General features: G+C 66.9%; 14 protein-coding genes. 11 read left to right on the forward strand and 3 right to left on the reverse strand.

What is annotated here, in order from left to right:
- Nucleotides 1-188: 188 nt before the first annotated feature.
- The 5 genes from ACJJV6_RS14650 to ACJJV6_RS14670 all read left to right on the forward strand — a co-directional run bounded on the left by ACJJV6_RS14650 (nt 189) and on the right by ACJJV6_RS14670 (nt 6,051).
- Nucleotides 189-1,691: a CitMHS family transporter gene (locus tag ACJJV6_RS14650; protein WP_407709302.1), complete on the forward strand. Its 1,503-nt coding sequence runs from the start codon at nt 189-191 to the stop codon at nt 1,689-1,691.
- Between the two features lie 145 nt (nt 1,692-1,836).
- A complete protein-coding gene (gene gatC, locus ACJJV6_RS14655; protein WP_009359679.1) occupies nt 1,837-2,133 on the forward strand; it encodes an Asp-tRNA(Asn)/Glu-tRNA(Gln) amidotransferase subunit GatC in 297 nt (98 codons plus the stop codon).
- A 3-nt stretch (nt 2,134-2,136) separates the two neighbouring features.
- Nucleotides 2,137-3,711 carry an Asp-tRNA(Asn)/Glu-tRNA(Gln) amidotransferase subunit GatA gene (gatA, locus tag ACJJV6_RS14660; protein WP_354175495.1) on the forward strand — a complete coding sequence of 525 codons (1,575 nt, stop codon included), beginning with the start codon at nt 2,137-2,139 and terminating at the stop codon, nt 3,709-3,711.
- Nucleotides 3,711-5,219, forward strand: coding sequence for an Asp-tRNA(Asn)/Glu-tRNA(Gln) amidotransferase subunit GatB (gatB, locus tag ACJJV6_RS14665; protein WP_354175497.1), 1,509 nt, complete (start codon nt 3,711-3,713; stop codon nt 5,217-5,219). The genes gatA and gatB overlap by 1 nt, the downstream gene beginning before the upstream one ends.
- Nucleotides 5,220-5,421: 202 nt before the next feature.
- A complete protein-coding gene (locus ACJJV6_RS14670; protein ID WP_407709303.1) occupies nt 5,422-6,051 on the forward strand; it encodes a hypothetical protein in 630 nt (209 codons plus the stop codon).
- A gap of 14 nt (nt 6,052-6,065) precedes the next feature.
- On the opposite strand, the gene ACJJV6_RS14675 is transcribed toward ACJJV6_RS14670, so the two are convergent.
- The gene (locus ACJJV6_RS14675; protein WP_407709304.1) at nt 6,066-6,977 is read right to left on the reverse strand and encodes a LysR family transcriptional regulator; all 912 of its coding nucleotides are present in this window, start codon (nt 6,975-6,977) and stop codon (nt 6,066-6,068) included.
- A gap of 132 nt (nt 6,978-7,109) precedes the next feature.
- Between ACJJV6_RS14675 and tdh the strand changes: the two genes are divergently transcribed.
- The 6 genes from tdh (at nt 7,110) to ACJJV6_RS14705 (ending at nt 13,499) form a co-directional block, all read left to right on the forward strand.
- Nucleotides 7,110-8,156 carry an L-threonine 3-dehydrogenase gene (tdh, locus tag ACJJV6_RS14680; RefSeq protein WP_407709305.1) on the forward strand — a complete coding sequence of 349 codons (1,047 nt, stop codon included), beginning with the start codon at nt 7,110-7,112 and terminating at the stop codon, nt 8,154-8,156.
- 11 nt (nt 8,157-8,167) lie between these two features.
- A complete protein-coding gene (locus ACJJV6_RS14685; protein ID WP_407709306.1) occupies nt 8,168-9,364 on the forward strand; it encodes a glycine C-acetyltransferase in 1,197 nt (398 codons plus the stop codon).
- Nucleotides 9,365-9,419: 55 nt separating this feature from the next.
- The gene (locus tag ACJJV6_RS14690) at nt 9,420-10,526 is read left to right on the forward strand and encodes an NAD(P)/FAD-dependent oxidoreductase (RefSeq protein ID WP_407709307.1); all 1,107 of its coding nucleotides are present in this window, start codon (nt 9,420-9,422) and stop codon (nt 10,524-10,526) included.
- Between the two features lie 11 nt (nt 10,527-10,537).
- Nucleotides 10,538-11,749, forward strand: coding sequence for an imidazolonepropionase (gene hutI, locus ACJJV6_RS14695; RefSeq protein WP_407709308.1), 1,212 nt, complete (start codon nt 10,538-10,540; stop codon nt 11,747-11,749).
- Nucleotides 11,750-11,846: 97 nt separating this feature from the next.
- The gene (locus ACJJV6_RS14700; protein WP_009359556.1) at nt 11,847-12,635 is read left to right on the forward strand and encodes a DeoR/GlpR family DNA-binding transcription regulator; all 789 of its coding nucleotides are present in this window, start codon (nt 11,847-11,849) and stop codon (nt 12,633-12,635) included.
- An 84-nt stretch (nt 12,636-12,719) separates the two neighbouring features.
- On the forward strand, nt 12,720-13,499 hold the full coding sequence (locus tag ACJJV6_RS14705; protein WP_009359557.1) for a CPBP family intramembrane glutamic endopeptidase: 780 nt from the start codon (nt 12,720-12,722) through the stop codon (nt 13,497-13,499).
- Between the two features lie 3 nt (nt 13,500-13,502).
- Here ACJJV6_RS14705 and ACJJV6_RS14710 read toward each other — a convergent pair whose 3' ends face one another.
- Nucleotides 13,503-15,659 carry an HNH endonuclease signature motif containing protein gene (locus ACJJV6_RS14710; RefSeq protein ID WP_407709309.1) on the reverse strand — a complete coding sequence of 719 codons (2,157 nt, stop codon included), beginning with the start codon at nt 15,657-15,659 and terminating at the stop codon, nt 13,503-13,505.
- 312 nt (nt 15,660-15,971) lie between these two features.
- Entirely contained in the window at nt 15,972-16,610 is a 639-nt protein-coding gene (locus tag ACJJV6_RS14715) for a VOC family protein (RefSeq protein WP_407709310.1), read from the reverse strand.
- Nucleotides 16,611-16,701 lie beyond the last annotated feature (91 nt).

Below are 16,701 nucleotides of genomic sequence, written 5' to 3' on the forward strand. Positions count from 1 at the left end.
ACGGGCTGTCGGTGCCCTCAGGGGCTACCGGAACCAGTGGCGGCAGCCTGTGAGCAGAATGAGCAAAATGCTCCCAATAAGCAGTATGCCAATCAATTGAGCCAAAGGCACTGCCGTGACGGCGGCCACCCTACAGTCTGTAGCACGCATCACAACGCTGTGGTGCCGTTCACAAGAAGGAGCCGGCTGTGCTGGTAATACTTGGATTCGCCATGATCGCGGTATTCATGGTGCTGATCATGACGAAAAAGTTGACGCCAGTGCTGGCGCTGATCATCGTCCCCACCGTTTTCGGTCTTTTCGCCGGTGCCGGGCTGGGCATCGGGGACATGGTCCTGGATTCCATGAAGTCCATGACCTCCACCGCGGCGCTGCTGATGTTCGCCATCATCTACTTCGGCCTGATGATCGACGTCGGACTGTTCGACCCGCTGGTGAAGTTCATCCTCCGCAAGCTGGGCAACGATCCCGCCAAGGTTGTGCTGGGCACCGCCCTGCTGGCAGCCGCCGTGTCCCTGGACGGCGACGGCTCCACCACGTTCATCCTCACCACCGCAGCCATGCTGCCCATCTACCTGCGTCTCAAGATGAGCCCGGTGGTCCTCACCTGCGTGGCCGGCCTCGCCAACGGCACCATGAACATCGTTCCCTGGGGCGGCCCCACCGCCCGTGCCGCCACCGCACTGGAAATCGACGTCAACGACGTCTTCGTCCCCATGCTTCCGTCACTGATCGCCGGCGTTGCCGTGGTCCTCGCCTTTGCCTGGCTCCTCGGCCTGCAGGAGCGCAACCGGCTCCGCGCCACCCAGCCTGAAATCTGGGGCGTCCCGGATACTGCCGAGAAGTTCGACGGCGGCGCTTCCGCCGGCTCCGCGGGCGGCGGTTCCGGAACCGGCCGCGGACGCACCGGCGGCACCCCCGGCGTCACCGCGCCTGGCGGAGCAGCCCCCGCCACCGGCGGCCTTTCCCCGGAAGGTTCATCCGTGGCGGTGCTGGACCGGCCCGAAGACCTGGTGGACGACAGCGACACGGCCATGGCGGACACCGCCCTGGACCCCAACCGCAGCACCCTGCGCCCCAAGCTGTTCTGGTTCAACCTGGCCCTCACGGTCGCCGTCATGGGCATGCTCATCGCCGACCTCGTCCCGCTGCCCTACGTCTTCATGGTGGGCTCCGCCATCGCCCTGCTGGTGAACTTCCCCAAGGTCAAGGACCAGGGCACCCAGCTGGTGGCCCACGCCCCGTCCATCGTCGCCGTCGTCAGCATGGTCATGGCCGCCTCCGTCCTCACCGGCGTGCTGACCGGCACCGGCATGGTGGAAGCCATGTCCGCCTGGCTGGTGCAGATCATCCCGTCCAGCATGGGCCCGTTCATGGCCGTCATCACCGGCGTCCTCAGCATCCCCATGACGTTCTTCATGAGCAATGACGCCTTCTACTTCGGCGTGCTGCCCGTCCTCAGCGAGACCGCCGCGCACTACGGCATCAGCGCCGCCGAAATGGCCCGCGCCTCCATCACCGGCCAGCCGTTCCACATGCAGAGCCCGCTGGTTCCGGCCATCCTGCTGCTGGTGTCCCTGGCCAAGGTGGACCTGGGCGACCACCACAAGAAGGTACTGTGGCGCAGCGCCGTGGTGTCCCTGGTCATGCTGGGAATCGGGATGCTGACTGGAGCCATCGGTATCGGTTAGTCTGTAGCTGCCTGCGGTCACTGCCTCGGCAGGGACCCCGGCATAAAGGTGCCCGTCTGACGCCCGCTGGGGGTCGTCAGACGGGCATCTTTGTTTGCCCACTAGAATGGATCGGAAACCAATCCGAACTTTGCAGGGGAGATCCATGGCTGCGATCAACCGTGACGACGTTGCGCATCTCGCGCGGCTCGCTCACATCGAGATGAGTGCTCATGAGCTGGACAGGATGGCCGGAGAACTCGCCGTCATCGTTGATGCGATCAAGTCGGTCAGTGAAGCCGCCGGAGACGACGTGCCGGCCACGTCCCACCCCATCCCGCTGAGCAACGTTTTCCGCGAGGACGTTGTGGGCCACACCTTCACGGCGGAACAGGCACTCTCCGGTGCTCCGGATTCCGACGACAACCGTTTCAAGGTTCCGGCAATCCTGGATGAGGACTAAACAATGACTGAACAGAACACCAGCGCCGCCACCCTGATCCGGCTCTCCGCCGCCCAGCTGGCCGAGAAGCTGCGCGCCCGCGAAGTTACGGCCGTCGACGTCGTCCAGGCGCACCTGGACCGGATCGCCGAAGTGGACGGCGGCGAACGCGGCGTCAACGCGTACCTGCACATCAACGCCGAGGAAGCGCTCGCCGTCGCAGCCGAAGTGGATGCCATCCGCGCCGCCGGCGGCCCGGAGGCCGAGGCCCTCCACTACCTGGCCGGCGTGCCCATCGCGGTCAAGGACCTCATCGTCACCATCGGCCAGCCCACCACGGCGGGCTCCAAGATCCTCGAGGGCTGGCACAGCCCGTACGACGCCACCGTCGTGGAGCGCCTGCGCGCCGCGAAGATGCCGATCCTGGGCAAGACCAACCTGGATGAATTCGCCATGGGCTCCTCCACGGAGCACTCGGCCTACGGCCCCACCCGCAACCCGTGGGACCTGGACCGCATCCCCGGCGGCTCCGGCGGCGGGTCCGCTGCCGCCGTCGCTGCCTTCGAGGCGCCCCTGGCCCTCGGCACGGACACCGGCGGATCCATCCGCCAGCCCGGCGCCGTCACCGGAACCGTTGGCGTCAAGCCCACCTACGGCAGCGTCTCCCGTTACGGTGCCATCGCCATGGCCTCCTCGCTGGACCAGATCGGCCCGGTATCCCGGACGGTCCTGGACTCGGCACTCCTGCACCAGGTCATCGGCGGGCACGACGCCCGCGATTCCACCTCGTTGCCCGACCCGCTGGCCGACCTTGTTGCCGCCGCGAAGACCGGCAACGTCGAAGGCCTGCGGATCGGCATCATCAAGGAACTGCACGGCGAGGGCTACCAGGCCGGCGTTGAGAACCGCTTCAACGATTCCCTGGAGCTGCTGCGTGAAGCCGGAGCGGAAATCGTCGAGGTTTCATGCCCCAACTTCCAGTACGCCCTGGGTGCCTACTACCTCATCATGCCGTCCGAGGCGTCCTCCAACCTCGCGAAGTTCGACGGCGTCCGCTACGGCCTGCGCGTCCTGCCCGAGGACGGTCCCATGACCATCGAACGCGTCATGGGTGCCACCCGTGCCGCAGGCTTCGGCGACGAGGTCAAGCGACGCATCATCCTGGGCACCTACGCCCTGAGCGCCGGCTACTACGACGCCTACTACGGCTCCGCGCAGAAGGTCCGCACCCTGGTGCAGCGGGACTTCGACGCCGCGTTCACCGTGGCCGACGTCCTGATTTCCCCCACGGCGCCCACCACGGCCTTCCGCCTCGGCGAGAAGCTGGACGATCCGCTGGCCATGTACCTGAACGACGTCGCCACCATCCCGGCCAACCTGGCCGGCGTGCCGGGCCTGTCGCTGCCCGGCGGCCTGGCGGACGAGGACGGGCTGCCCGTGGGCATCCAGCTGCTCGCACCCGCCAGGGAGGACGCCCGCCTGTACCGCGTGGGCGCCGTCCTGGAATCCCTGCTCGAGGCCAAGTGGGGCGGTCCGCTGCTTGCCCAGGCCCCCGACCTTGCCGGTACCGCGGCCCTCGAAACCCAGGAGGCAAAATAATGACCACCGACGCAATCCTCAGCTTCGAAGAGGCCATGGAGAAGTACGATCCCGTCCTGGGGTTCGAGGTCCACGTGGAGCTCAACACCAAGACCAAGATGTTCTCCTCCGCGCCCAACGTCTTCGGTGACGAGCCCAACACCAACGTCAACGAGGTGGACCTCGGCATGCCCGGCGTCCTGCCGGTGGTGAACAAGACGGCGGTCGAGTCCTCCATCAAGATCGGCCTGGCGCTCAACTGCAAGATCGCCGAGAGCTGCCGCTTTGCCCGGAAGAACTACTTCTACCCGGACACCCCCAAGAACTTCCAGACCTCGCAGTACGACGAACCCATCGCGTACGACGGCTACCTGGACGTCGAACTCGAGGACGGCACCGTGTTCCGCGTGGAAATCGAACGCGCGCACATGGAGGAGGATGCCGGCAAGCTGACCCACATGGGCGGGGCCACCGGCCGCATCCAGGGCGCCGACTTCTCCCTGGTGGACTACAACCGTGCCGGCGTCCCGCTGGTGGAGATCGTCACCAAGCCGATCCAGGGCGCCGGTTCCCGCGCCCCCGAACTCGCCAAGGCCTACGTCGCGGCGGTCCGCGAGATCGTGAAGAACCTCGGCGTTTCCGACGCCCGGATGGAACGCGGCAACGTGCGCTGCGATGCCAACGTCTCGCTCCGCCCGCACGGCCGCGAACGCTTCGGCATCCGCTCCGAGACGAAGAACGTGAACTCGCTGCGCGCCGTCGAACACGCCGTCCGCTACGAGATCCAGCGCCACGCGGCGGTCCTGGACTCCGGTGAGCCGGTCATCCAGGAAACCCGCCACTGGCATGAGGACACCCGCACCACCACATCCGGCCGGGCCAAGTCCGACGCCGACGATTACCGCTACTTCCCGGAACCGGACCTGGTTCCGGTGGTCGCCTCCCGCGAATGGGTGGAGGAGCTCCGCGCCACCCTGCCGGAGCCGCCGGCCGAGCGCCGCAAGCGGCTCAAGGCCAGCTGGGGCTACTCGGACCTTGAATTCCGCGACGTGGTGAATGCCGGTGTCCTGGACGAGATCGAGGAAACCATCGCCGCCGGCGCCAGCGCCTCCGTGGCGCGCAAGTGGTGGATGGGCGAAATCGTGGGCCGCGCCAAGGCCGCCGACGTGGACCCCGGCCAGCTGGGCGTCCAGCCCGCCACCATCGTGGAGCTCGCCCGCATGGTGGAGGACGGCAAGATCAACAACAAGATGGCGTCCCAGGTGCTGGACGGCGTGCTTGCCGGTGAAGGCACCCCGGCGGAGATCGTCGAGAAGCGCGGCCTCGCCGTCGTGTCCGACGACGGGCCCCTGCTGGAAGCCATCGACGCCGCCCTCGCCGCGCAGCCCGACGTCGCCGACAAGATCCGCGGCGGCAAGGTCCAGGCCATCGGCGCCATCGTGGGCGGGGTCATGAAGGCCACCCGCGGCCAGGCCGACGCCGGACGCGTCCGCGAGCTGATCCTCGAGAAGCTGGGCGTCACCGTCTAACTGCCGAGCACCCCTACAACCGGGTAGTGCCCCCTGCCGTTGCATTGCATCACGGCAAGGGACACTGCCCGGTTTTGCTTTTAAGTACTCAGGTAGTGGGCGGCGGAAAGTACGCGTTCACACCCGGCGGGGCCGGTCCTACACTTGAGCGCACGGAGGCCGCCGGACGCAGGCCCCGGACAGCGACGCGAAAGGGGCCGCGATGCCACTGCAGGATCAGCCACGGATCCGGAAGGCCTTCATTGCGGGGGCGGTCGCCCTTGCCTTGAGCGGGACGGGGGCCGCCATCGCGTGGTCCGCCGACTCACCGTTCCCCTCGCCATCGCCGTCGCAGTCCGCGCCAGGCCAGTCCGCGCCCGGGCAGGAGAAAAAGCAGGACAAGCCGGGCAAGCCGGACAAGTCCGCCAAACCCGGGAAGCCCGGCAAGCCGGATAAGTCCCAGCGGCCGCAGTTGCAGCACAGCGAAAGCGTGGTGAAGAACGCCGACGGCACGTTCCAGACCATTGTGGAGCAGCGCGGCACGGTGGAGGCCGTCAGCGAAACGTCCATCACCGTCACGAGTGAGGACGGCTTCAGCCGGTCCTACGCCGTCAACGCCGAAACGCGCATCACCAAGGCGCCGGCAACAGGCGAGGACGGCAAGCTGGTCCGGCCCGGCGACGGAACCATTGCGGACATCACCCCCGGTGAAGAAGTCCGGATCTCCGGGGTGAAGAGCGGGGACCAGGCCACGGCCGTGCGGATTGCCGAAGGTGCCGGGGATGTGCCCGGGCTCGGGCTGGGCAGAGGGAACGGCATGGGCCACGGGCACGCCAGAGGGCAATCACAATAGCCCGGCCCGGAGGATCAGCCCTGCTCCACCAGCCCCGCCATGATCTCCTGCAGCGCCTCGCACACCATCCTCACCGACCGGCGCTTGAGGTTTTCCGGTCGTGCCAGCAGGTCGATCCGCCGCCGGGTGCTGATGCCCTCGAGCGGACGCAGGACGATGTCCGGATTCAGGACGGGCCGGGCCGTATACCTGGGCAGCAGCCCCACCACACCGCCGGCGGCCACCAGGGCCGCCACGGTGGAGTAGTCATTGATGCGGTGGACGATGTTCAGTTCCCGGCTGGACACGGCAGCGACGGCGGACAGCACGTCCGCGGGGGAGTAGCCGGCATGGCTGGTCACCCAAGCTTCACCGGCGACGTCGTCCGCGGCCACCGCCCGCTTCTGCGCGAGCGGATGCCCGGCCGGAAGCGCGACGTCCAGCGGCTCGTGCGCGAGCGGGATCACGGTGACCCGTTCGTCCGGCCAGCGGGGGCTGTGGTCCATCCGGTGGGCCAGGACCAGGTCGTAGCGGGCGGTCAGGGCAGGGAAGTCCTGCTGGGCCACGTCCTCGTCGGACAGTTCCACCCGCGGGCGTCCCGGCTCGTCCAGCATCCTCGCCAGGGGTGCGAAGACCGCTTGGCCAGCGCTGTGGAAGCCGCTCAGGGTCACCCGCCCGGCGGGGGAGCCGTGGTAGGTGCCGATGGCGCTCTTTGCCTCGGCCATCGCGCTGACGACGGCGGCGCCCGCGTCCGCAAGGACCTGGCCCGCCTCGGTGAGCACCAGGTTCCGGCCCTCCTTCCGGGTCAGCGGAACCTCCACCGTGCGCTGGAGCAGGGCCAGTTGCTGGGAGACGGCGGACGGGGTGACCATCAAGGTGTCGGCCACAGCCTTGACGCTGCCCAGCGCGCCGAGCTCGCGAAGGATCTCAAGCTGGTGGATCTCCATGGACCCAGTCTAAGCATTAGCAAAAGCTACATCGTCGATTGAGGAAAGGCCGATTGTGCTAAACGGTTTCCGGGGCTGTAATGGGGAGGGCAGCACCTGCCAACGATGTGACAACCAAGAGTGAGGAAGCCGATGAAGGCTCTCTACAAGGCCGGCCCCCAGGCCGGATTCGAGCTGGTGGACCGCCCGGAGCCCACGGTGGGTCCGGACGACGTGAAGATCCGCGTCATGACCACCGGCATCTGCGGCACGGACCTCCACATCCAGTCCTGGGACGCCTGGGCCCAGGGGATCATCGAAGCTCCCCTGATACCGGGCCACGAGTTCTACGGCGAGGTTGTGGAGACCGGAGGGGATGTCCGGGACGTCAAAGTGGGTGACCGGGTATCCGGTGAAGGCCACATTGTCTGCGGCATCTGCCGTAACTGCCGCGCCGGGCGCCGGCAGATGTGCATCCACACCGTCAGCGTGGGCGTGCAGCGTGACGGGGCGTTCGCCGAGTACGTGGTGATCCCGGAAACCAACGTCTGGGTCCACCATGATCCGTCGGTCACGCCCGAACTCGGCGCCATCTTCGATCCCTTCGGCAACGCGGTGCACACCGCCCTGAGTTTCCCGCTGGTGGGCGAGGATGTGCTCATCACCGGCGCCGGGCCCATCGGGCTCATGGCCATCGCCGTCGCCCGCCACGCCGGTGCCCGCAAGATCGCCATCACAGACGTCTCGCGGCCCCGGCTGGACCTGGCCCGACGGCTCGGCGCCGACCTTGCCATCGACGTCTCCACCACCCGCGTCCGCGACGCCCAGCGTGAACTGGGCATGCGCGAGGGCTTCGACATCGGCATGGAAATGTCCGGACACCCCACCGCCCTGCCGGAGATGATCGACAACATGAACCACGGCGGCCGGATTGCGATGCTGGGCCTGCCCAGCCAGGACATCACCATCGACTGGGGCAAGGTGGTCACCCACATGCTCACGCTCAAGGGCATCTACGGCCGGGAGATGTACGAAACCTGGTACGCCATGAGCGCCATGCTCTCCTCCAACCCGGTCCTCCACGCGGGGATCTCCGCCGTGGTCACGGACACGCTCCCCGCATCGGACTGGGAGAAGGGCTTCGACCTGGCCCGCAGCGGCAGCGGCGGCAAAGTTGTCCTCGACTGGACCCGACTCTAAGGATCACCATCATGTATACCTCCATCAAGGACCAGCTCAGCAGCGAGCTGGAGGACATCCGCACCGCAGGGCTCTACAAGACGGAGCGCAGCATCAGGTCACCCCAGTCAAGCCACATCACCGCCGGGCAGATCGGCTCACCGGGCGCGGACGTCCTGAACTTCTGCGCGAACAACTACCTGGGCCTTGCGGACCATCCGGACATCATCAGCGAGGCCAAGGCGGCCATGGATGAGCGCGGCTTCGGCATGGCCAGCGTACGGTTCATCTGCGGCACGCAGGACCTGCACCTGGAACTCGAAGGCCGCGTCTCCCGGTTCCTCGGAACCGAGGACACCATCCTGTTCTCCAGCTGCTTCGACGCCAACGGCGGTGTTTTCGAGTCCCTGTTCGGTGCCGAGGACGCGGTCATTTCGGACGCGCTCAACCACGCCTCCATCATTGACGGCATCCGGCTGTGCAAGGCCCGGCGGTACCGCTACGCCAACCAGGACATGGCGGACCTTGAGGCGAAACTCGTGGAGGCGAAGGACGCCCGCCGGAAGATCATCGTCACCGACGGCGTGTTCTCCATGGACGGCTACCTCGCCCCGCTGGAGGCCATTTGCGACCTCGCCGAACAGCACGGCGCGCTGGTGATGGTGGACGATTCGCACGCCGTCGGCTTCATGGGCGCCACCGGCGCGGGAACACCGGAACATGCCGGCGTTTCGCACCGGGTGGACATCTACACGGGCACCTTCGGCAAGGCGCTGGGCGGGGCCTCCGGCGGCTACGTCTCCGGGCGCGCCGAGATCGTGGCCATGCTGCGGCAGAAGGCCCGGCCGTACCTCTTTTCCAATTCGCTGGCTCCTGCCATCGTCGCCGCCACCATCAAGGCACTGGACCTGGTGGAGAACTCGGCGGACCTGCGGCGGCAGCTTTTCGACAATGCCGCGCTGTTCCGGCGCCGGATGACGGAGGAAGGCTTCGACCTGCTGGCCGGCGAGCACGCCATCGTCCCGGTCATGTTCGGCGACGCCGTCCTGGCCGCCAAGGTGGCTGACCGGATGCTGCAGCATGGCGTCTTCGTCACTGCGTTCAGCTTCCCGGTGGTGCCGCGCGGTGCCGCCCGCATCCGGGTGCAGCTTTCGGCCGCACACTCCGCGGACGACGTCGAGGCGTGCGTTCAGGCCTTCGTCGCCAGCCGCACCGAGGTGGCAGCCTGATCCGGCCGTTGTTTCCGGCCCGCCCTTTCCGCAGCAACTCTGCAAGGATGGACGCATGGCAGCACACTACGATGTCCTGATTGTGGGCGGCGGCATCGCCGGACTGTCCCTGGCGTCCGCGCTGGCGGGCAAATGCAGCGTGGCACTGGTGGAGGCCGAGCAGGAGCTGGCGTACCACACGTCCTCCCGGTCGGCCCGGCAGCTTATTCCCAGCTACGGCCCGCCGGTGGTCCAGGAGCTCACCGCCAGGACGCTGGAGCTGATCGCCGCCCGGGATGCCGAGCTGCCGGAGCCGGTGCTCACGCCGCGGAGCTTTATGCTGGTCGGCAGCGAGGCCGGCGTGGCGGCGGAGGCCAGCGGCTCCATGAAGCCCATCACCCATGCCGAAGCGCTGGAGCTCTGCCCGGCGCTGGTTCCGGAGTCGTTTGCCGCCGCGGGCCTGGACACCGGATCGTTCGGTTCCAATGCCCCGCTGCTGCTGGACGACCACCGGCAGCGGGCAGTGGCCGCCGGGGCGGATATCTATACCGGTGCCCGGGTCCATTCCGCGCAGCGGCTCGGGTCCGGCTGGGAAATCGGCGCGGGCACGGAAGCCTTCCAGGCGGGCGTGCTGGTCAATGCCGCCGGAGCCTGGGCCGACGAGCTCGCCGTCATCAGCGGCGTGGAGAAGCTGGGCCTGCAGCCGTACCGGCGCACCGCGGCGATTGCCGCCGTCGAACGTCCCCTGCCTGAGGGGTGCCCCATGGTGGCGGCCGCCGACAACACGTTTTACTTCCGGCGGGAGGGGAACGACGTCCTGATTTCGCCGTCGGAGGCGGTGCCCAGCGGGCCCGAGGATGCCCGCCCCAGGCCGGGCGACGTCGAACGCCTGGTGGAGCTGCTGAACACCGTGACCACCCTCGGTATCACGGCGGTGCGCCGGGCCTGGACCGGGCTCCGTACCGAAGCGGCCGACGGGGTTCCGGTGGCGGGCTTCGACGCCGAGGCGCCCGGCTTCTACTGGCTCGCCGGGCAGGGCGGCTACGGGTTCCAAACGTCCTCGGCCATGGCCGAACTGGCGGCGGAGCAGATCCTTGCCGGCCAGGCCGGGGCCGGCGCAGCAGGTCCGGTATCCCGGACAGCACAGGCCCTGGCAGCCACGCGTTGGTCCATCCGGCGCTGAAGAATGGTTGCATGAGCACCCTGATCACGAACATTGCCGAGCTGATGACCCAGGACCTGGAACACCGGGTCCTGAAAGACGCGGCGGTAGTGATCGAGGGGGAGCGCATTGCCTGGATCGGGCCGGCTGTCGATGCGCCCGCAGCCGACGACGCCGTCGACGCTGGCGGGCGGGCCGTCCTTCCGGGCTGGGTGGATTCGCACACGCACCTGCTGTTTGCCGGCGACCGGACGGCCGAGTTCGAGGCGCGCATGGCAGGGGAGCAGTATGCTGCCGGCGGCATCGCCGTCACCATGAACGCCACCCGCGCCACCTCTGACTTCGACCTCACCCGCCTGGCATTGGGCAGGGTGGCGGAAGCGGTCTCGCAGGGAACCACTTACCTTGAAACCAAGACCGGCTACGGGCTGGACGTGGAGCACGAGGCCCGCAGCGCCCGGATCGCCTCCACTGCGGCGGACCAGGTGACCTACCTCGGCGCCCACCTGGTTCCCGCGGGCCAGGATCCGGAAGCCTACACGGACCTGGTGTGCGGCCCCATGCTGGCTGCGGTCCGCCCTTTTGTGCAGTGGGCAGACGTGTTCTGCGAGGAAGGAGCCTTCACGGCGGAACAGTCCCGCAGGGTATTGTTGGCCTGCCGGGACGCCGGCCTGGGGCTGCGGGTGCACGGCAACCAGCTCGGTGAGGGCCCCGGGGTCCAGCTGGCGGTGGAGCTCGGGGCGGCCAGCGTGGACCACGTGAACTACCTTTCCGCCGGGGACGTGGAGGCCCTGGCCGGAACCTGGTCCGGCTGGGACGCAGCCCGCGGAACCGGGGAACGGGGTACGGTGGCAACCTGCCTGCCCGCCTGCGACCTCTCCACCCGCCAGCCGCTGGCCCCGGCGCGCGCGCTGCTGGACGCCGGCGTCCAGGTGGCGCTCGCCTCCAACTGCAACCCGGGGACGTCCTATACAAGTTCCATGGCGTTCTGCGTTTCCACCGCTGTCCTGCAGATGCATCTCAGCGTGCACGAAGCAGTACGGGCCGCGACTTACGGCGGTGCGCTGGCCCTGCGCAGGGAAGCCGGCAGGGATGCCGACGGCGAACGCGCGGTGGGCTCCATCGCCGTCCGACACCGCGCGGACCTGCACATGCTCAACGCGCCCTCGGCCACCCACCTCGCCTACCGTCCCGGGATGCCGTTGACGTACGCTGTGTGGCGGGCCGGAGTGCGGGAACGATAGGCCACTCGACACTAGATGACGTTAGTTGATTGTTTAGGGTCTGTTATGATCAGAAAGCGTCATCCGAAGCGGTGGCTGTTGTCTTGAGAGGCCCTGCATGACCCGCACCGACCGACTGACCGCCATTCTCGACCTGCTGGCCAGGACCGGCCAGGTGGAAGTCGACGAGATTGTCAGCACCCTCGGGGTATCGCCGGCAACGGCGCGGCGGGACCTGGACAGCCTGGCCAAGCGCCGGCTTCTCACCCGTACCCGCGGCGGAGCCACCACCGGTGCCCTGGCGTACGATCTTCCCGGCCGCTACAACCGCGACGACCACGCCGAGGCCAAGGAGCAGATTGCCCAGGCCGCCTCCGCCCTGATCAGGCCCGGCGCAGTGATCGGGCTCTGCGGCGGCACCACCAGCACGGCCCTCGCCCAGATCCTCGCCACCCGCGAGGACCTGAACGCACCGTCGAACCAGCCCACCCTGACGGTGGTCACCAACGCCATCAACATCGCGGGCCAGCTGGCGGTGCGGCCCAACATCAAGGTGATGGTCACCGGCGGCATCCTCAATCCGCGGTCTTACGAACTGGTGGGCCCATACACGGACATCATCATGCAGAAGGTTGTGCTCGACATCGCTTTCATCGGCGTCAACGGCATCGACCCGGAAGTGGGGCCCACCAATACCGGCGAGGGTGAGGCGTCGGTCAACGCCCTGCTGGCCAGCCGCGCACGGGTGTCCTATGTCATTGCCGACTCCTCCAAGGTGGGCGTGCGTGCCTTTGCCACCATGGACGGCTATCACTTCACCCGGCTCATAACGGACGCAGGCATCTCGCCGAAGGACAAGGCTGCCTTCGAAGCCAAGGGCACGGAAGTTATCGTCGCGCCTGCGTAGCGGCCCTGGCTGACTGTGCGCAGCTGGGGCGGCCGGCGTTCAGGCAATCAGACAGGATCCAGAAACTGCAGGCAAGATGGGTACATGCTGGTTCCCTCCCGCCGTCGTCTGAAGGTCGAAGTCTGGATCGTCCTGGGCCTCTCGCTTGGGCAGTCCGCCGTGTACTCCGTGGTGCAGCTGCTGGACAAGATGACCCGTGCTCCGCTTGCCGAGGGGACCTCGACACTCAACCGTTCCCAGAGCACGCGTGAGTACTTTGACCTGACGTACCAGCTGCTGGACATCATGTTCGCCCTGGTGCCGGTGCTGCTGGTGATCTACTTCCTGACGGACCAGCGGCAGGCGGCAACGGATGACGGCGGCAATCCGGGCTCTGCCTTCCGGAAGCTCGGCTTCAATTTCGCCCGCCCCGGGAAGGACCTGCTGCAGGGGTTGGGGCTTGCGGCCCTGATTGGAATTCCCTCCCTGGGCCTTTATGCCGCGGGCAGGGCCCTAGGCATCACCACCGCCATCATCCCCAGTGCGCTGGATGCCTACTGGTGGACCGTGCCGGTGCTCATCCTGTCCGCCCTCCGGCATGCGGTGGTGGAGGAGGTCATCGTGGTGGGGTACCTGATGAACCGTTTCGGCAAGTTCGGCTGGAGCGTTCCGCTGTCGATCGCGGCGAGTTCGCTCCTTCGCGGCACCTACCACCTGTACCAGGGCTTCGGTCCCTTTATCGGCAATGTGGTGATGGGCATCGTGTTTGCCTGGCTGTACACCCGGACCAAGCGGGTTATGCCCCTTGTTATTGCCCACGCGCTTTTGGATATCGTGGCATTTGTCGGCTTCAGCCTCTTCGGCCGGGCCGTGGGGCTGGGGTAGCGGCTACGTACGGAGCAGGGCTGAGTCACTCCGGGCCGGACCGCTAAGTGCAGGGTCGCTGAGGGCCCAATCGCTAAAGGCCCAGCCGCTGAGGGTCAGGTCCTTTTCCGGGTCCGGTGGGAGGACGATGGGCATGGCGTAGAAGTCGTCCCATACGGGGTCGTAGGGTGCGATGTCGTCGGCGTCGATGAGGTTGTCGTCCCCCGGTTCTTCACAGGGCGGTTCTTCCCAGGGTGGTTCTTCCCATGGTGGTTTGGCACAGGGTGGTGCTGATTCCAGCCATTCCGGAGGGCACCATGCCTCGGCGGGGGAGTCATCTGCTCCAGTTTGTCCCTTTAGGTGCGGCACGGTGTTGATTTCCTGAACCAGGACGTTGTCCGGCCAGATGGTTGGTTTGCGGTCAGGTTGTTCGCTGGAGTATTGGCGGCCGGTGGGTGATTTCCAGCCGGGTGGTTCGGTTTCCGTTGCTTGGGTGGGTGTCCAGCCGCTGTTGTGTTTGAGGCGGTGGTGCTTCGGGCAGAGTTGTGCCAGGTTGCTGAGTCCGGTTGTTCCGCCGTGTTGCCAGGCCTGGAGGTGGTCGGCTTCGTTGTCCAAGGCGTTGTTGTTGCAGCCGGGGAAGGTGCATTTGCCGTCGCGGAGGGTCAGGGCTTGTTTCATGGCTTTGGTGAGCCGGTAGCTGGTGCGGCCGATTTCCAGGGGTGCTCCGTCGCGCGGGTCGATGAGGACGCGGGTGAAGGACTCTGCTCCGTCGGCGAGGAGTTTACGGGCCATGGACGCGGGGATTGGGCCGTAGCCGTCCAGGGTGGCCGGTTCGTCAGTTAGGCCGAGCAGGGCGAACACGGGGACGGTGACGAGGACGTCGGTGCGGGGTGTGGGGACTTTCCCGGCTCCGGGGCTGGTTGCGCCGGGGGACGCGGTGGTGATGCTGGTTCCCGCTTGGCTGCAGGTGTCGCCGGTGCTGTTGTCTTTGGTGCCGGGGTTACTGGTTGCGTCGATGTGATCGTTGGTTTCGAGGTGAGTGCTGTCCGGGATGCCGGGGTCCGCTGCTGGTTCGTCGGATCCGAAGAGGGTGGCGAGCCCGAGGAATTCATCAGGGAACTGGTCCTCCGCGGCGCCTTGAACCTGATCGCCGGTGCCGGGGTGGCTGTTGCCGTCGCCGGCTGCAGCGTTGATGGTGCCGGGTTGGCTGCCGCGTTGTCCACCGGTGCCTTCCGTGTCCCCGCCGCCGGCCGGGGAGGCCATGCTCGGACCGGAGCCGGAGCCGGAGCCGGAGCCGGTGCCGGTGCTGGCGTCTGTGGTGGTAGTTATGGCTTGGGCGGGGGTGAGGAGGCGTCGGGCGACTTCATCGGCCCTGATTTGGGAAAGAGTGCGGGTTTCGTTGGGGCCCTGGAGGCCGCGGGCGATGGCTGTAGTTTTGTTCCAGGCCGCCAACGCGCAGTCTGCCCGCATATAGATCGCGAACCAGGCCATGCCGTCGCGGTCGGGGGTGAATTCGACCCGCCGGTCGGCTGCGGATTTGGTGTGGCGTTTTTCGATGGATTCGGGGTGGTGGCGTTCGCGCCAGGCGCGGACCTTGGCCCGCAGCCGGGACGGCACAAGGTTCGCGGCGGGGCAGCCGCGGGCCGGGTTCGGCGCGTCCGGGTCCAGGAAGTGGTCCGCCAAGGCTACGGCGGCGGGGTGGTCCAGGGCCTCGGTTTCGTCGGCGATGATCCTGGCGCCCTGCCACGACAACGCCCCGGAAGACAGGTTCCCGTAGACCGAGGGGAGGGCGCAGACCCGACGGGACTGGGTGATGAATGCCCCTGCTGCTCCGGAGCTGATGGTCAGGACTCCGGCGATTTCTTCCACTGTTGATATTTCCGTGAACGTGCGGTCGTGGGCGGAGGCATCGGGCGGGGTCATGGCCTGCTGCAGGTCAAGGCACTGGGCAGCGTCCCTGGCCTTGAGTGCGGTGGTTTGTGCCTCAAGCTTGGATTCCAGGCCAAGCCGTTCCAACCGAAGCTCATACAGTCGGCCGAGAACATCAACCCCGGTTCCGTCCGCATCTCTATTGGCATGCACGGTCTTCAAGGCTTCTTCCTCAAGGAACAGCCCATTCAGCGCGGCCGCGGTGGCATAAAAGCCTTCCATCGCCGCTGCTGTCCCTGAGACGTTTCCCATACCCACATCATCGCGGGAGGCACTGACAATTTGCGCTGGAGCTGTTCCGCATGCTTCTCCCTGCCCGGCGCCGGGAGCCGCGATGGCAGGAAACAGCGCCTTCCTCTTAGCTCCGCTGCCCATGCCGTTTCCCATACAAGAATCATCGCGGGAGGGTGTGACATTTTGAGTGGCTGATGCCAAAAGACCTAAGCCACGGGAAAACAACACCCGCGGGGTAAACAACTTCGGCCGCCATCAGGAGGTGACGCCGTTGTCACATCCTGATGGCGGCCGAAGCCCGCTCGGGCCAAATGCCCGGTCAGGGGAAGGTCAGATGGTGACCGCTCCGTTTTGGGTTTCGAAGGTCACTGAGAGGATGCCGGGCGTACCGTGCGGGGCAACCCACTCAACGGCAACATCCTCCAGCGGCTTTTCCACCGGCTCGCCCAGCCATTCGGTAACCCGGGAGGCCGAGCCGGCGATGGTCAGGCAGCTCATCTTGATGTTGCTCTCGTAGGCGTTAGACGGGTGGAGCGACGGATCGCCCTCCCACTTCAGCATGTAGGGCACCTGAGGATCGGCGATGAGGCCCAGGATTCCAATCTGCTTCCACACCAGCTCGCGGCCGTCGGGGAACTTGCGGTTGCCATTGACGGCGGCCCGTCCCAGGCGTTCCTCGAAGGGAGCAAGGTCGTCAACTTCGACGCACCAGCCCATCCAGCCGCCGCCCGCTGCGGAGCGGGCCCGCACGGCCTGTCCAAAGGGAGCCTTGTCCGACGCCGGGTGGTCCAGGACCTCCACGACCTCAAGGTATTTGTGTCCCGCGAGCGGGATGATCATATTCCGGGTACCGAACCGGGGGTGTACCCCGCCCTTCACTGCCTCAACGCCGAGGGCAGAAGAAATACGTTCGGTGGTGGCCGCGAGGCCATCGTGTTCACAGGCGTAAGAGACGTGATCCATGCGCATGCCATCATCTTGGCACTTTGTGATCGGGCTCTCAGCTAAGGGTACCCTTACTGGGATTTTTCGATTTCAGCACCCCTCGAAACCTGCTCCA

It is taken from the genome of Arthrobacter nitrophenolicus (assembly GCF_045833485.1).
In the GTDB taxonomy this organism is placed as follows: domain Bacteria; phylum Actinomycetota; class Actinomycetes; order Actinomycetales; family Micrococcaceae; genus Arthrobacter; species Arthrobacter nitrophenolicus.